Here is a 14179-nt window from a genome sequence, read left to right on the forward strand (position 1 = left end):
CCTAGTTCCCCTTTCTGCTTGAACGGATTCGGTCGAGGATTTCTTGTGCCGACAGGGCGCATCCCTTGTGCTTTCTGTTGCCTCCCCGCCGGATGGTGGCGAGATATTCGCCTGGAATGCCGCAGGGACACCCGGTTTTGATGCGAACCAGATCGGTGGAAAGAACGGAACAATTGGGTTGGGCCACGTTCCAGGGAGCAAGAAGATGGAGCAGACCCTCACTGTTGTGGGGCAGTTGTTCCAGGGTCACCGGGTGTCTGACAGCGACCCGGGCAAAAGCCGGGACGTGATGGTGTCCTTCCGGGCAGGAGCAGTAGGGAATACCGTGTTCCACCATGCCGTAAAGATCCCGGACATGGCTTCGGGGCAAGCCCAGCCGCTGTTCCAGCTCCCGGGCAAATTCCTTTTGGCTCATGGGGGTGCCGGCATGGTTTTTCCAGCCTCCACCGGCAATGACAAAACTTTGGGGATGCACCCTGACGTGCAGGTGCATGCGCTCCATTTCCATGAGGGTCTGAAACATGAACGCGGGAAATCCCAGCATGCGGATGGGACCTTCCTGGGCCAGTTCATACAGGGACCGGGCCGCCTCCTGCGGGTCGAAATCAAACTGACCGTTGGCTGTTCCCTTGCGCAACAGCCAGCGGGCTTCCCGTACGGGCGCACACCCCATTTCCTGCTCATCACTCCAGCTGGTTCCCATTTCCCGGGCGTCTTCACGTGCATAGCTGAACATGAGATAGCCGGCAGGCTGATCCGAACAAAAACCCACATCCTTGAATATTCTGGCGGCAATGGTCTGTATCCGTGCTACTCCCTGGGCATCGAAAAGGGCCTGGGTCTTTTGTCCTCCCGTACCCGAACTGGTAAGCCGCATGGCCACCTCGCTTTGGGGAATGGACAGAAAACAGTGATATTTCATGGTCTCCACAAAAATGGGGGGAATCCGGTAGACATCCTCGGGGGTCTGGAGATCATCGGGAGAAAATCCATAGCGCTGGCCCAGGGCACGTACATAGGGCTGGTGCGCATACTGGAAGGCATAATTTTCCTGCATGGCCGCCAGGAAGATGGCATCATGTTCATGGGTGGAAGGAAACGCTGCCGCTTGATGGGCATAGTTCCGGATGTGGTCAAAAGCCATTGTCATACATCCTCCTGGAAGGTTGCGGGCATATCCGCCTTAATGAATTCCATAATTTTCCGGGCCTGCTCATGGGCAAGGGTAATGGCCGAAAAATCAATGTGCAATGCGTTGGTGCGTTGGAGGATCAGGGCGTCGTGTCCGTCCATTTCTCCGGGCGCATACCCGCAGAAGAAAAAACCAAGATGGAAACAGCGGGTGGTAAAAGCCGGGGACAGGGGGTTTTCCATGTCCAGGTACAGGTAGATGACATCGGTTTTCTGCTGGATGTAGCCGCGTACCCGGTGACGCAATTCCTCGAACACATCTTCTCCAAAGGTTCGGATGCGTATTTCCGTGAAATTGAATTCATCCACCTGGTAATAGTGGTTCCCGGCTCCGTCGGACCTGTGGGGCAGGGGCATGATCGTTTCCCGTATGCAAACCTCCCGGCCGAGACTTGTTGCCAGGTCCAAAATCAGTTGCGCGTACCGTTTGGGAACATGCAGGGTCAGAGGAGGACGGGTTTTGAGGAGTTTGAACATGAGCAGGGCGCTTTCTTTCTGAACAACCCTGCCGGTTAAGGCCTTGAATTCCAGATCAGGAAAAAGGGCTGCCAGAAGAAGGCCTGTGGGCAGGAAACCGGACCTGGCCCCTCCCTTTTGGGAGGCTGGATGACTGGTGACCGCGTGGACAAAGGCTTCCCCTATCCCCTGGTGTTGCGCGGCATCCAGCACGGCTGTGGTCAGATCGTTGAGAAGTCTTCTGCCCCTGCAGGCGGGATCGATAAAGGCTGCCGTCAGTTCGGCCGACCTGGCTCCGGGCGTTGCACGGGAGAGGGCAAGATGACCCAAAAGCGTGTTTTGGGAATCCACGAGCACAAAGGACTGCAGTGTTCCTTCCTGGTTCATTTCCCAGATTTTCTGGGGATAATAGATAAATTCTCGGTAGGTATAGCCGTAGGCCCTGTAGGCACAGCGGGAGACCTCAAGGGCTTCCTCCCGGGCCAGGGGGCGGATGGTAAAGGGAGGGGTTACGGGCGGGGTGTCAGGGGCTGTCTCCCGTTGCAGCTTGTGGGAAGAATCATAGGCGTCTACGCGATGATTCTTGAAATATTTGGACATTTTTACAAGCTTGCCCTTTTTCCCCAAGTTGACGAACTCCACCCGGTCCATGGCCCCTTTCATGAGACGCAGGCCCAATCCCTTTTCCACATCCGCAGGCGAGCTGATTGCTTCCTGCCCGTAGGTGGCCAGCATGGCCGGATCAAAGGGTAGACCCTGTTCATGGATGGTTATCTCCATGTCCGCCGTGCCCATGGCAAACGTTATTTCCAGTGTTCCCTGGTCATCGTCTGCATATCCATGCTGTATGACATTGCTGACGGCTTCCTCCACGGCAAGAACAATCATGAGGATGTCCTGTTGATCACAACCATGTATATGACACAGGCTGTGCAGATATTGCTGCAGGGGTTCAATATAATCGATGCGTGCCGGAAGAGTCAGGTTCGATTGTATTGTCTGGGCATGAGAATGCCCTTGAGATGGTTCCATTTGAGTTCTCTTTGCAAAAGGTGAACGTTGCAGTCTGATGGAGGAATAATGGTGGTAAAACGCTGTAACATAACGCCTGTCGATCAGGCTTGGTTGCAGTTGCCTGGTGGGAGAGTCTTGTTGTTAGAGTGGTTTGTCTGACCGGAGACTATGGATAATACTGACGAATAGATCGAAGAATCAGGTGGATACTGTATTATATTGGTGAAATGCAAGGGATAAATGCGGATACGCGCATTTTTTGCGCATGACAACCGCTCAAGGCAACGGCACGGCCAAAAAGGGGGGCCCGAACCGGTGGAGACAGGGAGGAAGTCTGCTTCCCAAAGGAGATGGTCAAGTCAAACAGGCCGCCGCATATGGGCAGCCTGTGGAATTAATTGTGATCGGATGTACCGGCCATGAGCAGGCCGATGCGGGCAATGCCATCGGTGTCCGTAGCCGGGATGATTTCCAGAATTTTGCCTCGGAACATGACCGCAATACGGTCGGCCAGGGAAAGGACTTCCTTGAGATCACCTGAAACCAGGAGAATGCCGGCGTGTTCGCGCTGGGCAATGAGGGTCTGCCAGACCTCTTCGGTGGCTCCGATATCCAGACCCTGCGTGGGTTGTTCGGCAATGATCAATCGGGGATTCTTTTCCAGTTCCCGGGCAAGGATGATTTTCTGGAGATTGCCTCCGGAGAGCTGTCCTGCCTTGGAATCAATGCCTCTGGGCGTGCGGATGTTGTAGGTGGTAATGGCCTTGGCGGTCATGGACCGTGCTGCAGCAGACTGCAGGAAGGGGCCTTGGGAAAATTCATTGATCCGGGTGAGCATGTAATTTTCCGCCAGATCCATGGCCCCGATGGTTCCCGTGGTATGACGATCTTCGGGAACATAAGCCAAATCCTGCTTGTTGGCCCCGACCCAGGTCTGGGGTGTATAGGTTTTTCCTTGCCAGAAGATGCTTCCCTGTTGCAAGGGCGCAAGTCCGGCAAGTCCGGCAATGAGCGCTTCCTGACCATTGCCGGCCACACCGGTGATGGCCAGAATTTCCCCCTTTTTGACCTCCAGATTGATCTCTTCAAAGACAGTTCTGCCCTCTTCATTGATCCCCTTGAGGCCTTTGACTTCAAGAACCGGTTCCCCCGGTGTGATATCCTTCTTGTCCACCTTGAGTACGATTTCCCGGCCGACCATGAGTCGTGCCAGTTCACGTTTGCTGCGGATCTGCTGGGGAAGAATGTGGGTAATCATCTTGCCCCGGCGCATGATGCTGATCCGGTCGGCCAGCTCCATGACCTCGTCGAGCTTGTGGGTGATGAACACGATGGGATGGCCGCGCTCGGCAAGTTTTTTCAGTGTCTTGAAAAAGGCGGTTATTTCGGGCGGGGTCAGGATGGCCGTGGGTTCGTCAAAAATGAGAATTTCGGCATTGCGGAAAAGAAGTTTCAGGATTTCCACCCGTTGTCGTTCACCCATGGACAAATCGGCTATGCGGGCGTTGGGATCCACGGCAAGACCGTATTGTTCCGAAAGTTGGCGGATGCGGATGGCCGCGCCCTTGAGGTCGAGAAAGGGGGAATCCGAGGTGGTCCCCAGAACAATGTTTTCCACGACGCTCATGGGCTCAATGAGCATGAATCGCTGATAAACCATGCCGATTCCACGGGCAAGGGCCTGGGACGGCGAGGTGAACCGGACGGTTTCGTTGTTGAGTACGATTTCCCCCTCGTCCGGCTGATACCGCCCCGACAGCACGGACATGAGCGTACTCTTGCCGGCTCCGTTTTCACCCAGCAGGGCGTGGATGGTTCCTGCGTGAATATCCAGGGTGATATGGTCGTTGGCAACAAGACTGCCAAACCGTTTGGTGATCTTTTTGAGCTGAAGAACCGGGGATGCGGGGGTTGTCATGGGTTTGGTTTATGTTTGAGGTGGAAAGCTTTTTGTGTCTGTGGGGATGCTGGAAAAACAAGATTTGCGTGTTGTTTTCTGTCGCACGCTGTCTTGTCCCCCTTAGCCGTTGACGCGTTCCGGCTGGGGGAGTCTGGCCAGGCTATGGATTCGCGTGGTGAAAAAGGGATTGTTTTCGCCTTCCTTGGCCACGCAGAACACGCCGAGAATGTCCGGTGGTGTTGCAAGGCCAGCCAGCTGGGCGGCCTCTTCCACCAGGCTGCTCAATGCGGCAATGGTGCTGCCCGAGCTGACAACGTCATCAATGATGATCACACCCCGTGTTGCCTGGGCCAACAGATTCATGTCCCGTTCGTACATGTACAAAAAGCCGCTCTTGGCAGAGGTGGCAATATTGTCCACAGCCACCTGGATGACCGGCCGGCGTGCCGCTTCCATGTGCGGTTTGATCCGGTTGTAGGCCACAGCCATGGCATCCAGGTCGAGCTCTTGGGAAACCACCTGGCTGAGTTGCAGGGCCTTTTCGACAACGGTCAGGACACCAATGCCTGTGAGATCGGGAAAGACCGAGGTGATCTTGCGGGCCAAAAGCCTGCCGATATCTCGGTTGAGGCGCGTTTGACCCACCAGGTTGAGGGAAACCATTTTGAACCGGCCTTCCTCCTTGTCGATGTACACGTAGGGGAGCTCAATGGCGTACGGGAGTCCATCCATACGCAGGGAGTACTTTTCTCCTGATTCAAGGGATCCGAGGATGTCGATCATGGTTTGGTCCTTTAATATTAAGTACGCAGTGCACAGTGCGCAGGGCGCAGGAGAAGGCAGTACGCAGTGCGCAGGGCACAGTTCTGTTCTTACTGAGAGTGTTATATGCACCTGCAAAGGGAAAATTCAATATCTAGCAATGCTTGAAAATTTGCCACAGCATTTCTGCGTACTGTGTCCTGCGCACTGTGCTCTTTTTTAATCATATTTTATGGCGCTGAATTTCATCAGTTTGTCCCATTTGTGCCAGGACTGGACACGGCGGACCGTGCCGGTCTTGCCACGAAGAACCATGGATGAGGTGGATGCGCCCTGGCCCGTGTAATGCACCCCACCCAGAAAGGTGCCTCCGGAAATGCCGGTGGCCGCGAAAAAAACGTCGTCGCTGGAGATGAGCGTATCCACATCCAGGATCTGGGTCAGATCGTGGCCGCTTTGCCGGAGTGCCTTTTTCTCCTTGTCCAGCTGGGGATCAAGGCGGGCCATGATCTGACCACCCAGGGCCTTGATGGCGCAGGCCGCCAGGACCCCTTCGGGGGTGCCGCCCGTGCCCAGCATCATATCCACTTCACTGGAAGGATCAACGGCCATGAGGGCACCGGCAACGTCACCGTCGGTGTGCAGCTGAATTCTGGCTCCGGCTTCGCGGATGCGCCGGATGAGTTCCTTGTGTCTGGGTTTGTCCAGCACAAAAACCACCAGATCGTTGACGTCCTTGCCCAGGGCCCGAGCGGTTTTGGTGAGGTTATCCTCGACAGGGGCCTCCAGATCGACCACATCCTTGGCCTGGGAGGGAACAACCAGTTTTTTCATGTAGTAGCTGGGACCCGGATCATACATGGTCCCGGCCGGGGCCAGACCGATGACGGCAATAGCATTGGGGCGGCCATAGGCCAGCAGATTGGTCCCTTCAACCGGATCCACGGCAATATCAACCTTGGCGCCTTTACCGGTACCAAGGCGTTCACCGTTGTACAGGGCCGGGGCTTCGTCCTTTTCGCCCTCGCCAATGATCACGGTACCATCAATGTCAACGGAGTCGAAGGACAGGCGCATGGCATCCACTGCCGCGCCGTCGCCCGCTTCCTTGTTGCCCTTGCCCAGCCATCTGGCCGAGGCCAGTGCGGCTGCCTCGGTCACCCGGACAAGATCCATGGCCAGATTGCGTTGGGGTGCTTCCATGGGAATTCCTCGCATTGAGATGTGCAAGATGCAGGAGACATTTCATACCCGCACCGTGTTGCAGACAGGCACGGGATTGCCTGCAAACATGCGGCTTGGGGCTGGAATGCCTGTATCCTTGGTGTATGTTCCATTTCTGCCGGGAACAGGCACATGGTCTGTTCCCGGCAGGTGTTGTCTGGAGGACAGGGAGCTGTACGCCCCAAGGTGTGCCTTGAGGCTATTTGAGCCACGTCTCCCTGAGGCGCTCGACAATGTGGTCCACGGTAAAACCGTACACCTTCTTGAGGACTTCGGCCGGTGCCGAGGCGCCAAAGTGGTTCATGCCGATGACCTCGCCGTCCAGGCCCACGTATTTGTACCAGATGTCCGGGCTTCCGGCCTCGACGGCCATGCGCTTGCGCACGGTTTTCGGGAGAACCGATTCCCTGTAGGCTGCGTCCTGCTCGTCAAAGAGTTCCATGCATGGCATGGAGACCACGCGGATCTTGGCATCGGGCAGTGCCCGGGCAGCTCCAACGGCCAGATGGACCTCGGAACCGCTGGCAAGAAGGATGATCTCGGGCTTGCCGTCCGTGGGATCTTCCAGAATGTAGCCGCCCTTGCCAACGCCTTCCCTGATGTGAGGATGGGTTGCCGGGTCCATGACCGGCAGCCCCTGTCTGGTGAATATGAGCACCGAAGGTCGTGTTTCCTGTTTCATGGCCACATCAAAGCAGGCCGCGCTCTCCCATGCGTCGCCCGGGCGCAGGGTCAGCAGATTGGGGATGAGGCGCAGGGAGCTGACGTGTTCCACAGGCTGATGGGTGGGACCGTCTTCGCCCACAAAAAACGAATCATGGGTGAAAACGTGCAGAACCGGCAGGTTCTGCAGGGCGGACATGCGGATGGCGTTGCGTTCGTAATCGGAAAAAACCAGGAAGGTGGCTCCAAAGGGGATGATCCCGCCGTGCAGGGCGATCCCGTTGAGAATAACACCCATGGGGAACTCTCGGACACCAAAGCTGAAACTGCGCCCCAAGGGGTTGTCCTTGCCGAAGATGCCGGTTGTTTCCCTGAAGTGGACGGTCTGATTGGAGGGATCCAGGTCGGCTGATCCGCCCATGAGGTTGGGGAACTGGTCGATGAGTCCATTGAGACAGGCCCCAAAGGCCTTGCGTGTGGCCAGATTGGTCCCCGGTTCGAAATCCGGCCATTGGATGTTGCGCTTTGAAGCAGGGGTGTGGATGGCTTCCCACAAGGCGGCAAAGGACGCATCGCGGGCCTGTTTTGCGGCCAGCTCTTCGGACCATTGGCCCGAACGATCCGACAGAAGGGGAAAACGCTGCCTGAAGTGGGCAATCACGTCCTCGGGCAGAAAAAAGGATTCGTCTGCCGGCAGGCCGAGTTTGTTTTTGGTGGCCACGATTTCCTCGGGAGACATGGGCGATCCATGGGTCTTTTCGCTGCCTTCCAGAGTGGCGCTCCCCTTGGCCATGGTGGTGTGGCCGATGATCAGGGTCGGGCGGTCGGTTTCTGCCCGGGCTTCCCTGATGGCCGTACGGATGGCCTCGTGATCATGGCCATCGATCTCGATGACCTGCCAGCACAGGCTTTCAAAGAGTTTTTTGGTGTCCGAGCAGTCGGCTCGCTTGGTGGGCCCGGCCAGCTGGATCTTGTTGCTGTCGTAATAGGCAATGAGTCTGCCCAATCCCCATTGGCCAAAAAGGGCGGCGCTTCCCAGGGCCACGGGTTCCTGCAGGTCGCCGTCGGAAACCAGCACATAGGTATAGTGGTTGGTTATGTCCTGGCCCAGCTTGTGGCGCAAAAAGGTTTCGGCAACGGCCATGCCGCCGGCCATGGCAAAACCCTGACCAAGGGGACCTGTCGTTGCTTCCACACCCGGGGTCTGGTCGTGCTCGGGATGGCCCGGGGTTTTGCTTTCGAACTGCCGGAACTCCATGAGATCCTTGATGGACAGATAGCCGTTCAGGGTGAGCAGGCTGTACAGAAGCATGGATTCGTGTCCCGCGGAAAGTACAAAGCGGTCCCTGTTCCACCAGTTGGGGTTATCCGGATCAAAGCTCAGAAATTCCTTGAACAGAATGTACGCGTAATCAGCCGAAGACATGGCTCCGCCAGGATGGCCCGAATTGGCTTTTCTGGTCGCGTCCATGATCAGTCCCTTGATCACGTTGACGGTGTATGCGTCCATTTCCTGCCCGGTTTTGGGGGTCGTACTCATGAGGGTGGTCCTTGTCGTAATGACGAAGCGGTTAGATGGTTGGTTCCATGAGGTCGATGCGGCGCTGATGCCGTCCGCCCTCGAAATCATTGTCCAGAAATGCATCCACAATGGCCTTGGCCACGTCGATGCCGGTGACCCGTCCGCCCAGGCAAAGAACATTGGCGTTGTTGTGCCTGCGGGTCATACGGGCCAGGTATTCATTGGTACACAAGGCCGCCCGGATGCCAGCCACCTTGTTGGCGGCCATGGACATGCCCACGCCCGAGCCGCATACCAGAATGCCCAATGTATTCTGGTCCAGAACCTCCTTGCAGAGGTCCTGCGCATAAACGGGATAGTCGCAGCTGTCCAGGGAATGGGTGCCGATATCCAGGACGGGAATGTTCCTGTCCTGGAGATGGGCGACAAGTTCCTGTTTCAGGGGGAATCCGGCGTGGTCGGAACCGATGATGATGGGGGCTTTGCGCATGATGTCCTCGTGAGAGCGTTTGGTGAACAGACGGGTTGGGGATTGTGTCCGGGCGACGTACGGGTCAGGACTGGCTGCGTCGCTTGACGTACTCATTGCGTGAATTGTCCAGTTCCTGGTTCATGTGTTCGATTTCCTCCTTGAGAAAGGAGATCTGCTTCAAGGGGATGTCTGCCTCGACGTCCTCGGGGGTCAATGTCTTGTTCTCTTCCACAGAGGTTGCATAGACCTTGCCCAGGGTCCGGTATTCTTCGTTGAGGCGTTTGTGCAGCTGCTTGATCTCCCAGCGTCTGAACGCCTTGATGAACAGCCACTTGCATTCACTGAAGATGACCTTCCAGCCGGTGAGCAGATTGTTCCACAAACCCTTGAAAAACGATTGTTCCTGATACGTTTTGGTGTCGGCATCCATGGGTAACCTCGTTGGTTGCGGGTTGCTTGATCGTGTCATTGATCGGGATGGTGTGCATGGGGGTCCAGGGACCCGTTTGTCTGGATTGTTGGGGCACGGTGAGCATCCAGACTGACCGTTTCGGTATCATCCGGGAGATACATGGTCAGATCCGTGGTCAACGTACCCGGTCCGATGGATTTGATCCACAGGGTGGCCCGGGTGGTTGCATCCATGACCACATGCACGGCATGCGCATACGGCGATGTGCCCCGGTAGTCAAAAGCAACCGTCCATCCACGGGTTCCCCACAGTTTCAGAACCCGTCCCTGCGAATCGAGAAGCAGTGATGTTATCCGACTCCCCTGACCAAAAAAGATCCGGTTGCCCGTTGGTTGCCATTCTTCGCGCATTGGCTGGTCCGGGAGAAGGGGCGCGATTTTGCCCTGAAGAACCAGGGCCAGCTCCCTGAGATCAAAGGGGGAGGGAAATCCCAGGCCCTGAAGCCCCTTGTGGGCGTTTGATGCCGTGTACATGCGTTGTTCCTGGGGAAAATAGGCCTGCCAGATCGTGGCATCTTCCCGCCACATGGAAATGGTCCGTCCTATGCCTGCCTCCAGGTCCATGCGGATGGGGTAGTCCATATTGCCGAAAAGACGCATGATCACGCGATGTTTGGAACGTGGGGACGAGTAATTGATGCTGGTTCGGATTGAAAAATGTTCCAGTGGAGTGATGGCCTGCTGCTGCCGGACAAACATCGCCCACAAGGAAGAGTCAACAGGTGTGCCATGAGGCGGTTGGGGCGCGCACGCAAACAGGCAGCCCACGAGCAGGAGCACGGCAAGTAGACCGCGCGCCTGTGCATGCAAAAGGGCAGCGCCAGGGGGGAGACACGGGGTGGTCAGTGTCGAACCGGTTGTTCTCCCCTGAGGTTCGGGGCCCGGCACAACAGATGCGTCAGGGCCTGCGCAGCACGGGGAAAGGTTCAGGGGGGTCGCAGCACTCATGAACTCACCGACTGGTGGCAGGGTTTGCCTTTCGGATCCCAGGACAGGGCAGGGACCGTGTGGATCAATCATCGGATTGCGGCTTCTGGAACTTGGTGGCCTGGGCCCTTCCCTTACGGGCCTGGTCCTGCTTGCCCAAGGCCTCGGCTATGTCGGCATAATGTCCCCAAATGGTGGGATCTTCGGCAACCAGCTTGACCGCCTGGCCGATGGCTTCCCACGCTTTGTGGAGCTTGTTCTGCTTGAACAAAACCCACGCAAGGGAGTCCATGTAATAGCCATTGTCCGGGTCCGCCTTGAGGGCGTTATTCACCAGAACCAGGGCACGATCAAGATGCTGCCCCAGTTCGGCCAGGGAATAGCCGAGATAGTTGAGGGCTTCGGGGTAATCGGGATCAATGGCAATGATTTGTTCCATGTATTCCATGGCCTTGTTCTTGTCTCCCTGATCATCCCAGAGCACGCCCAGGCTGAAGAGAATGTCAATATTTTCAGGCCAGGTGGTCCGGCCCTTTTCCAGAAGGGCGGCCGCTTCCTGCCACTGGTCCTTGGCCTTGAGCAACGAGGCCTTGAGAAGAAAAAATCGGGGTTGTTGGGGAAACATCTGCATGCCCTGATTTGCGAGTTCCATGGCCTTGTCGATCTTCCCCAGACCGTAGAGCAGTTCGCTTCGGAAAAGAAGGGCCCTTTCGAAATAGGGGTCGTTTTCCGGGATATGGGCCAGGTAGGCCTGGGCCTTTTGCAGGGAATCCTGTCCCTCATAGGCCAGCAGGGCCAGGGTGAACCATCCCTTGGAGGGGAGTTCCTTTTCGTCGGCCAGGGGTTCAAGGATCCCTGCGGCATAGGAGTAGAAGCGCTGATTGAGAAACAGGTTGGCCGCGTCCACCTGAAATTCCATGTCTCCGGGAAGCTGCCTGGTCAGATTGAAGGCCTTGTCCGGTGCATTGAGTTTGAGATGGAGTCTGATCATGGTCAGCAACAACGGGGAATCCGGTTCTCCCTGGGTTGCCAGATCTTCATAGATCCTGAGGGCCTCCACATACTGCTTGTCCCGTTCGTACAGATAGCCGAGCTCGGCCTTGGCCCGAAAAAATCCGGGATCCTTGGCCAAGGCGGTGGTAAAGGCCTCAATGGCCCGGTCCTGCATGCCGATGCTGGAAGCCGACTTGCCCATGAGATACCAGGTCTGTGCGGTCCGGGCTGTTTCGGGAATGGTCTGCAGGGTGTCCAGGGCCCGGGCATATTGCTGCTGTTTGATGAGCAACGCGCCCACCTCCTGCACCATGGTCCAGTTGTCAGGATGCAGGCGGAGATAGTCCTGCAGGGTGATGGACGCATCGTCCCAGCGGCGGACAGCCTCATAGGTCTTGGACAGGGAGATGTAGAGATCAGGGGTGTCGGGAAAGTGTTCGATCCCGTCCTTGAGGGCTTCCCGGGCGTCACCGAATTCCTTGGCCTGCCAGAGAATTTCGGCCTTTTCCAGGTACAGGTAGGGACTGGGAAGCGTGTCCAGAGCCTCGTCCAGGGCCTGGATCGCTTCCTGGGTTTTGCCCTGCTGCTTGAGCTCCTGGAACTTGAGGTAGGCAAACGAGGCCTGGGCGCTGGGTGAGAGATTCCAGTTGACAGGATCTTTGGAGGAAATATGGGAGGCGCACCCGGCCAGGGCGCAGGCAAGAAGGGCAACTGCCAGAAGCGTATGGAGGCGGATTGTCGTCATTGTAATCACAAGAGGGCATGACCGGATGCAACGGTGCGTGGCCTCTGTTCCTTATGGTAAGATATGGTCGTTGGGACGCTGGTGCAGGTGTTCCCCTGTGGCAAGACCCGCGTTGATGAACTGGGGACCGTATTGTTGCCCGGTCCGGGTTCTGAAGGTCGATGCCATGGCCCGGATTGTCTCCATGTCAGCGGGAACCTTGCAACAGGTGTTCTGGTCGGCCCAGGGCCTGGTTTCCGGCCTGGTTTCCCCAAGGGGTGTCGGCATCCAGTCCAGACTCCAGTGAAATTTGTCCGCATCGTGAAGGGCATTGCTTACCCAGTGGCAAACGCACGGGGTCTGGGTCGTGGAAAGCGGTTTTTCGTGATGCCGTACGGCAAAGACAATGGCTTCCTGTTCTTCTTCCTCAAGGGGATAAGAGGCAATGATGGTTCGGGCCACATGGGCTCCTGTCCTGGCGTGATCGGACTGGGGAGCATGGATGTCGTGCAGAAGCCCTGCAATCTGGGCCAGCAACGACCATTGTCTCATCTGTGCCGGATCCCATCCCCGCCCTTCCACAAGCATGAGGGTGCCAGCGTCAATGGCCACCTGCTTGGCGTGCTGGATGCAATGATCCTGATCCTCGTGAAGATAGGCGAGCACGTCCCGTTTGCAGCGACCCACAAGGGGGTTGGTGAAAAAAAAAGTTTTGCTGGCTTGGTAAAATTTTTGGAAATCCCGATAAAAAGTGATGCTGTCGTTCGAAGCCATGGGTCGGGCTTCACGGGTGAGTTTTTCCTGAAGGTTAGTTGTCACTGATCCATTCCTCGGAAAAATCCGTGATTTCCTGAGAGAGGTGAATCTTGAGTTTCTTGAGCAATCGGGCCTCGATCTGACGAACCCGTTCACGAGTAATCCCGTACTTTTCACCGATTTCACGGAGGGTCAATGGTTTTTCAGCCAGGAGCCTGTCGTGGAGAATGTCCCTTTCCTTGTCGTTCAAGTCGGGGAGGATGGCCTTGATCTTGTCCCTGAGCAGGTCGCTGATTTCGCCTTCGGCCATGCCCGTTTCGATATCCGTTGTTTCGGCCGGGATAAAGTCCATGGGCGTGTAGGTGGAATCGTCACCGCCCACGCTCATGTCCAGGGACAGGTCCTTCTGGCCGAGACGTTGGCCCATTTCAATGACTTCGTCCTCGGAGACCTGGAGATTCTTGGAAATCTGGGTGGCGTCAGGGGTATAGCCCAGGGCTTCGAGTCGATTGCGCTCCTTGCCCAGATTGTAGAACAGTTTGCGCTGGGCCTGGGTGGTCCCGATTTTGACCATGCGCCAGTTGTCCATGATGAATTTGAGAATGTACGCCTTGATCCAGAAGGCGGCGTAATAGGAGAACTTGATCCCCTTTTCGGGATCGAATTTCTGGACGGCCTTCATGAGGCCGACATTGCCTTCCTGGATGAGATCAAGGACATTTTTCATCCATCGTCTCTGGAAGTCCAGGGCGATCTTGACCACCAGACGCAGGTTGGCCGAAGTCAGCCTGAAGGCGGCTTCCTGATCGTTTTCGTCCCGTATCCTGCGCGCCAGTTCAAATTCTTCGCCCGGTTCCAGGGGCGGAAATTTTTTAATCTCCTGGAAATAGAGGCGAAGGGGATCAATGGTCGCCAGGCTCTTGGCCGGGGCGGGCATCAGGGTAAAGGTATCGTCCTCACCGGTCCCGCCTTGGGAGGTGGTTGTGTCCAAAGGAGGATCGGGCGTTGTTTTTTGAGTCATTGTGGCGTGATGGTTATGAGCGAAATCGGCAATCGTCCGCTCTTTGCTCCATGTATACTGTGAAGGCAAAAAAACAACATATA

The 14179-nt window shown here is 56.5% G+C and carries 12 protein-coding genes; all 12 read right to left on the reverse strand.

Features of this window, described 5'->3' with window-relative positions; genetic code table 11:
- Nucleotide 1 precedes the first annotated feature (1 nt).
- The 12 genes from DPF_RS04690 to DPF_RS04745 all read right to left on the reverse strand — a co-directional run bounded on the left by DPF_RS04690 (nucleotide 2) and on the right by DPF_RS04745 (nucleotide 14096).
- Entirely contained in the window at nucleotides 2–1150 is a 1149-nt protein-coding gene (locus tag DPF_RS04690; RefSeq protein ID WP_218069959.1) for a LuxE/PaaK family acyltransferase, read from the reverse strand.
- The gene (locus DPF_RS04695) at nucleotides 1147–2679 is read right to left on the reverse strand and encodes a GNAT family N-acetyltransferase (protein ID WP_069857702.1); all 1533 of its coding nucleotides are present in this window, start codon (nucleotides 2677–2679) and stop codon (nucleotides 1147–1149) included. Before DPF_RS04695 ends, DPF_RS04690 begins: the two co-directional genes overlap by 4 nt.
- Before the next feature lie 376 nt (nucleotides 2680–3055).
- On the reverse strand, nucleotides 3056–4579 hold the full coding sequence (locus tag DPF_RS04700; protein WP_069857703.1) for an ABC transporter ATP-binding protein: 1524 nt from the start codon (nucleotides 4577–4579) through the stop codon (nucleotides 3056–3058).
- A gap of 102 nt (nucleotides 4580–4681) precedes the next feature.
- On the reverse strand, nucleotides 4682–5344 hold the full coding sequence (locus DPF_RS04705) for a type I phosphoribosyltransferase (RefSeq protein WP_231702131.1): 663 nt from the start codon (nucleotides 5342–5344) through the stop codon (nucleotides 4682–4684).
- Between the two features lie 198 nt (nucleotides 5345–5542).
- On the reverse strand, nucleotides 5543–6526 hold the full coding sequence (gene glpX, locus DPF_RS04710) for a class II fructose-bisphosphatase (protein ID WP_069857704.1): 984 nt from the start codon (nucleotides 6524–6526) through the stop codon (nucleotides 5543–5545).
- Between the two features lie 220 nt (nucleotides 6527–6746).
- On the reverse strand, nucleotides 6747–8750 hold the full coding sequence (gene tkt / locus DPF_RS04715; protein ID WP_069857705.1) for a transketolase: 2004 nt from the start codon (nucleotides 8748–8750) through the stop codon (nucleotides 6747–6749).
- 31 nt (nucleotides 8751–8781) lie between these two features.
- Nucleotides 8782–9222 carry a ribose 5-phosphate isomerase B gene (rpiB, locus tag DPF_RS04720; RefSeq protein ID WP_069857706.1) on the reverse strand — a complete coding sequence of 147 codons (441 nt, stop codon included), beginning with the start codon at nucleotides 9220–9222 and terminating at the stop codon, nucleotides 8782–8784.
- 64 nt (nucleotides 9223–9286) lie between these two features.
- Nucleotides 9287–9634, reverse strand: a complete 348-nt coding sequence (locus DPF_RS04725; protein WP_069857707.1) for a hypothetical protein — start codon at nucleotides 9632–9634, stop codon at nucleotides 9287–9289.
- 35 nt (nucleotides 9635–9669) lie between these two features.
- The gene (locus DPF_RS04730) at nucleotides 9670–10623 is read right to left on the reverse strand and encodes a hypothetical protein (protein ID WP_141721055.1); all 954 of its coding nucleotides are present in this window, start codon (nucleotides 10621–10623) and stop codon (nucleotides 9670–9672) included.
- Nucleotides 10624–10687: 64 nt separating this feature from the next.
- On the reverse strand, nucleotides 10688–12340 hold the full coding sequence (locus DPF_RS04735; protein WP_069857709.1) for a tetratricopeptide repeat protein: 1653 nt from the start codon (nucleotides 12338–12340) through the stop codon (nucleotides 10688–10690).
- A gap of 51 nt (nucleotides 12341–12391) precedes the next feature.
- Nucleotides 12392–13138, reverse strand: a complete 747-nt coding sequence (locus DPF_RS04740; RefSeq protein ID WP_069857710.1) for an HD domain-containing protein — start codon at nucleotides 13136–13138, stop codon at nucleotides 12392–12394.
- Nucleotides 13128–14096 (reverse strand): sigma-70 family RNA polymerase sigma factor, encoded by a 969-nt coding sequence (locus DPF_RS04745; RefSeq protein ID WP_083254470.1) that lies wholly within the window; start codon nucleotides 14094–14096, stop codon nucleotides 13128–13130. Before DPF_RS04745 ends, DPF_RS04740 begins: the two co-directional genes overlap by 11 nt.
- Nucleotides 14097–14179: the final 83 nt, after the last annotated feature.

It is taken from the genome of Desulfoplanes formicivorans (assembly GCF_001748225.1).
Lineage (GTDB): Bacteria > Desulfobacterota > Desulfovibrionia > Desulfovibrionales > Desulfomicrobiaceae > Desulfoplanes > Desulfoplanes formicivorans.

Excerpts from the sequence above, each read along its gene's own strand:
- glpX (WP_069857704.1), bottom strand. The coding sequence starts at position 6,526 with ATGGAAGCACCCCAACGCAATCTGGCCATGGATCTTGTCCGGGTGACC.
- DPF_RS04695 (WP_069857702.1), bottom strand. The coding sequence starts at position 2,679 with ATGGAACCATCTCAAGGGCATTCTCATGCCCAGACAATACAATCGAAC.
- DPF_RS04730 (WP_141721055.1), bottom strand. The coding sequence starts at position 10,623 with ATGAGTGCTGCGACCCCCCTGAACCTTTCCCCGTGCTGCGCAGGCCCT.
- DPF_RS04690 (WP_218069959.1), bottom strand. The coding sequence starts at position 1,150 with ATGACAATGGCTTTTGACCACATCCGGAACTATGCCCATCAAGCGGCA.
- DPF_RS04725 (WP_069857707.1), bottom strand. The coding sequence starts at position 9,634 with ATGGATGCCGACACCAAAACGTATCAGGAACAATCGTTTTTCAAGGGT.
- DPF_RS04705 (WP_231702131.1), bottom strand. The coding sequence starts at position 5,344 with ATGATCGACATCCTCGGATCCCTTGAATCAGGAGAAAAGTACTCCCTG.
- rpiB (WP_069857706.1), bottom strand. The coding sequence starts at position 9,222 with ATGCGCAAAGCCCCCATCATCATCGGTTCCGACCACGCCGGATTCCCC.
- tkt (WP_069857705.1), bottom strand. The coding sequence starts at position 8,750 with ATGAGTACGACCCCCAAAACCGGGCAGGAAATGGACGCATACACCGTC.
- DPF_RS04745 (WP_083254470.1), bottom strand. The coding sequence starts at position 14,096 with ATGACTCAAAAAACAACGCCCGATCCTCCTTTGGACACAACCACCTCC.
- DPF_RS04735 (WP_069857709.1), bottom strand. The coding sequence starts at position 12,340 with ATGACGACAATCCGCCTCCATACGCTTCTGGCAGTTGCCCTTCTTGCC.
- DPF_RS04700 (WP_069857703.1), bottom strand. The coding sequence starts at position 4,579 with ATGACAACCCCCGCATCCCCGGTTCTTCAGCTCAAAAAGATCACCAAA.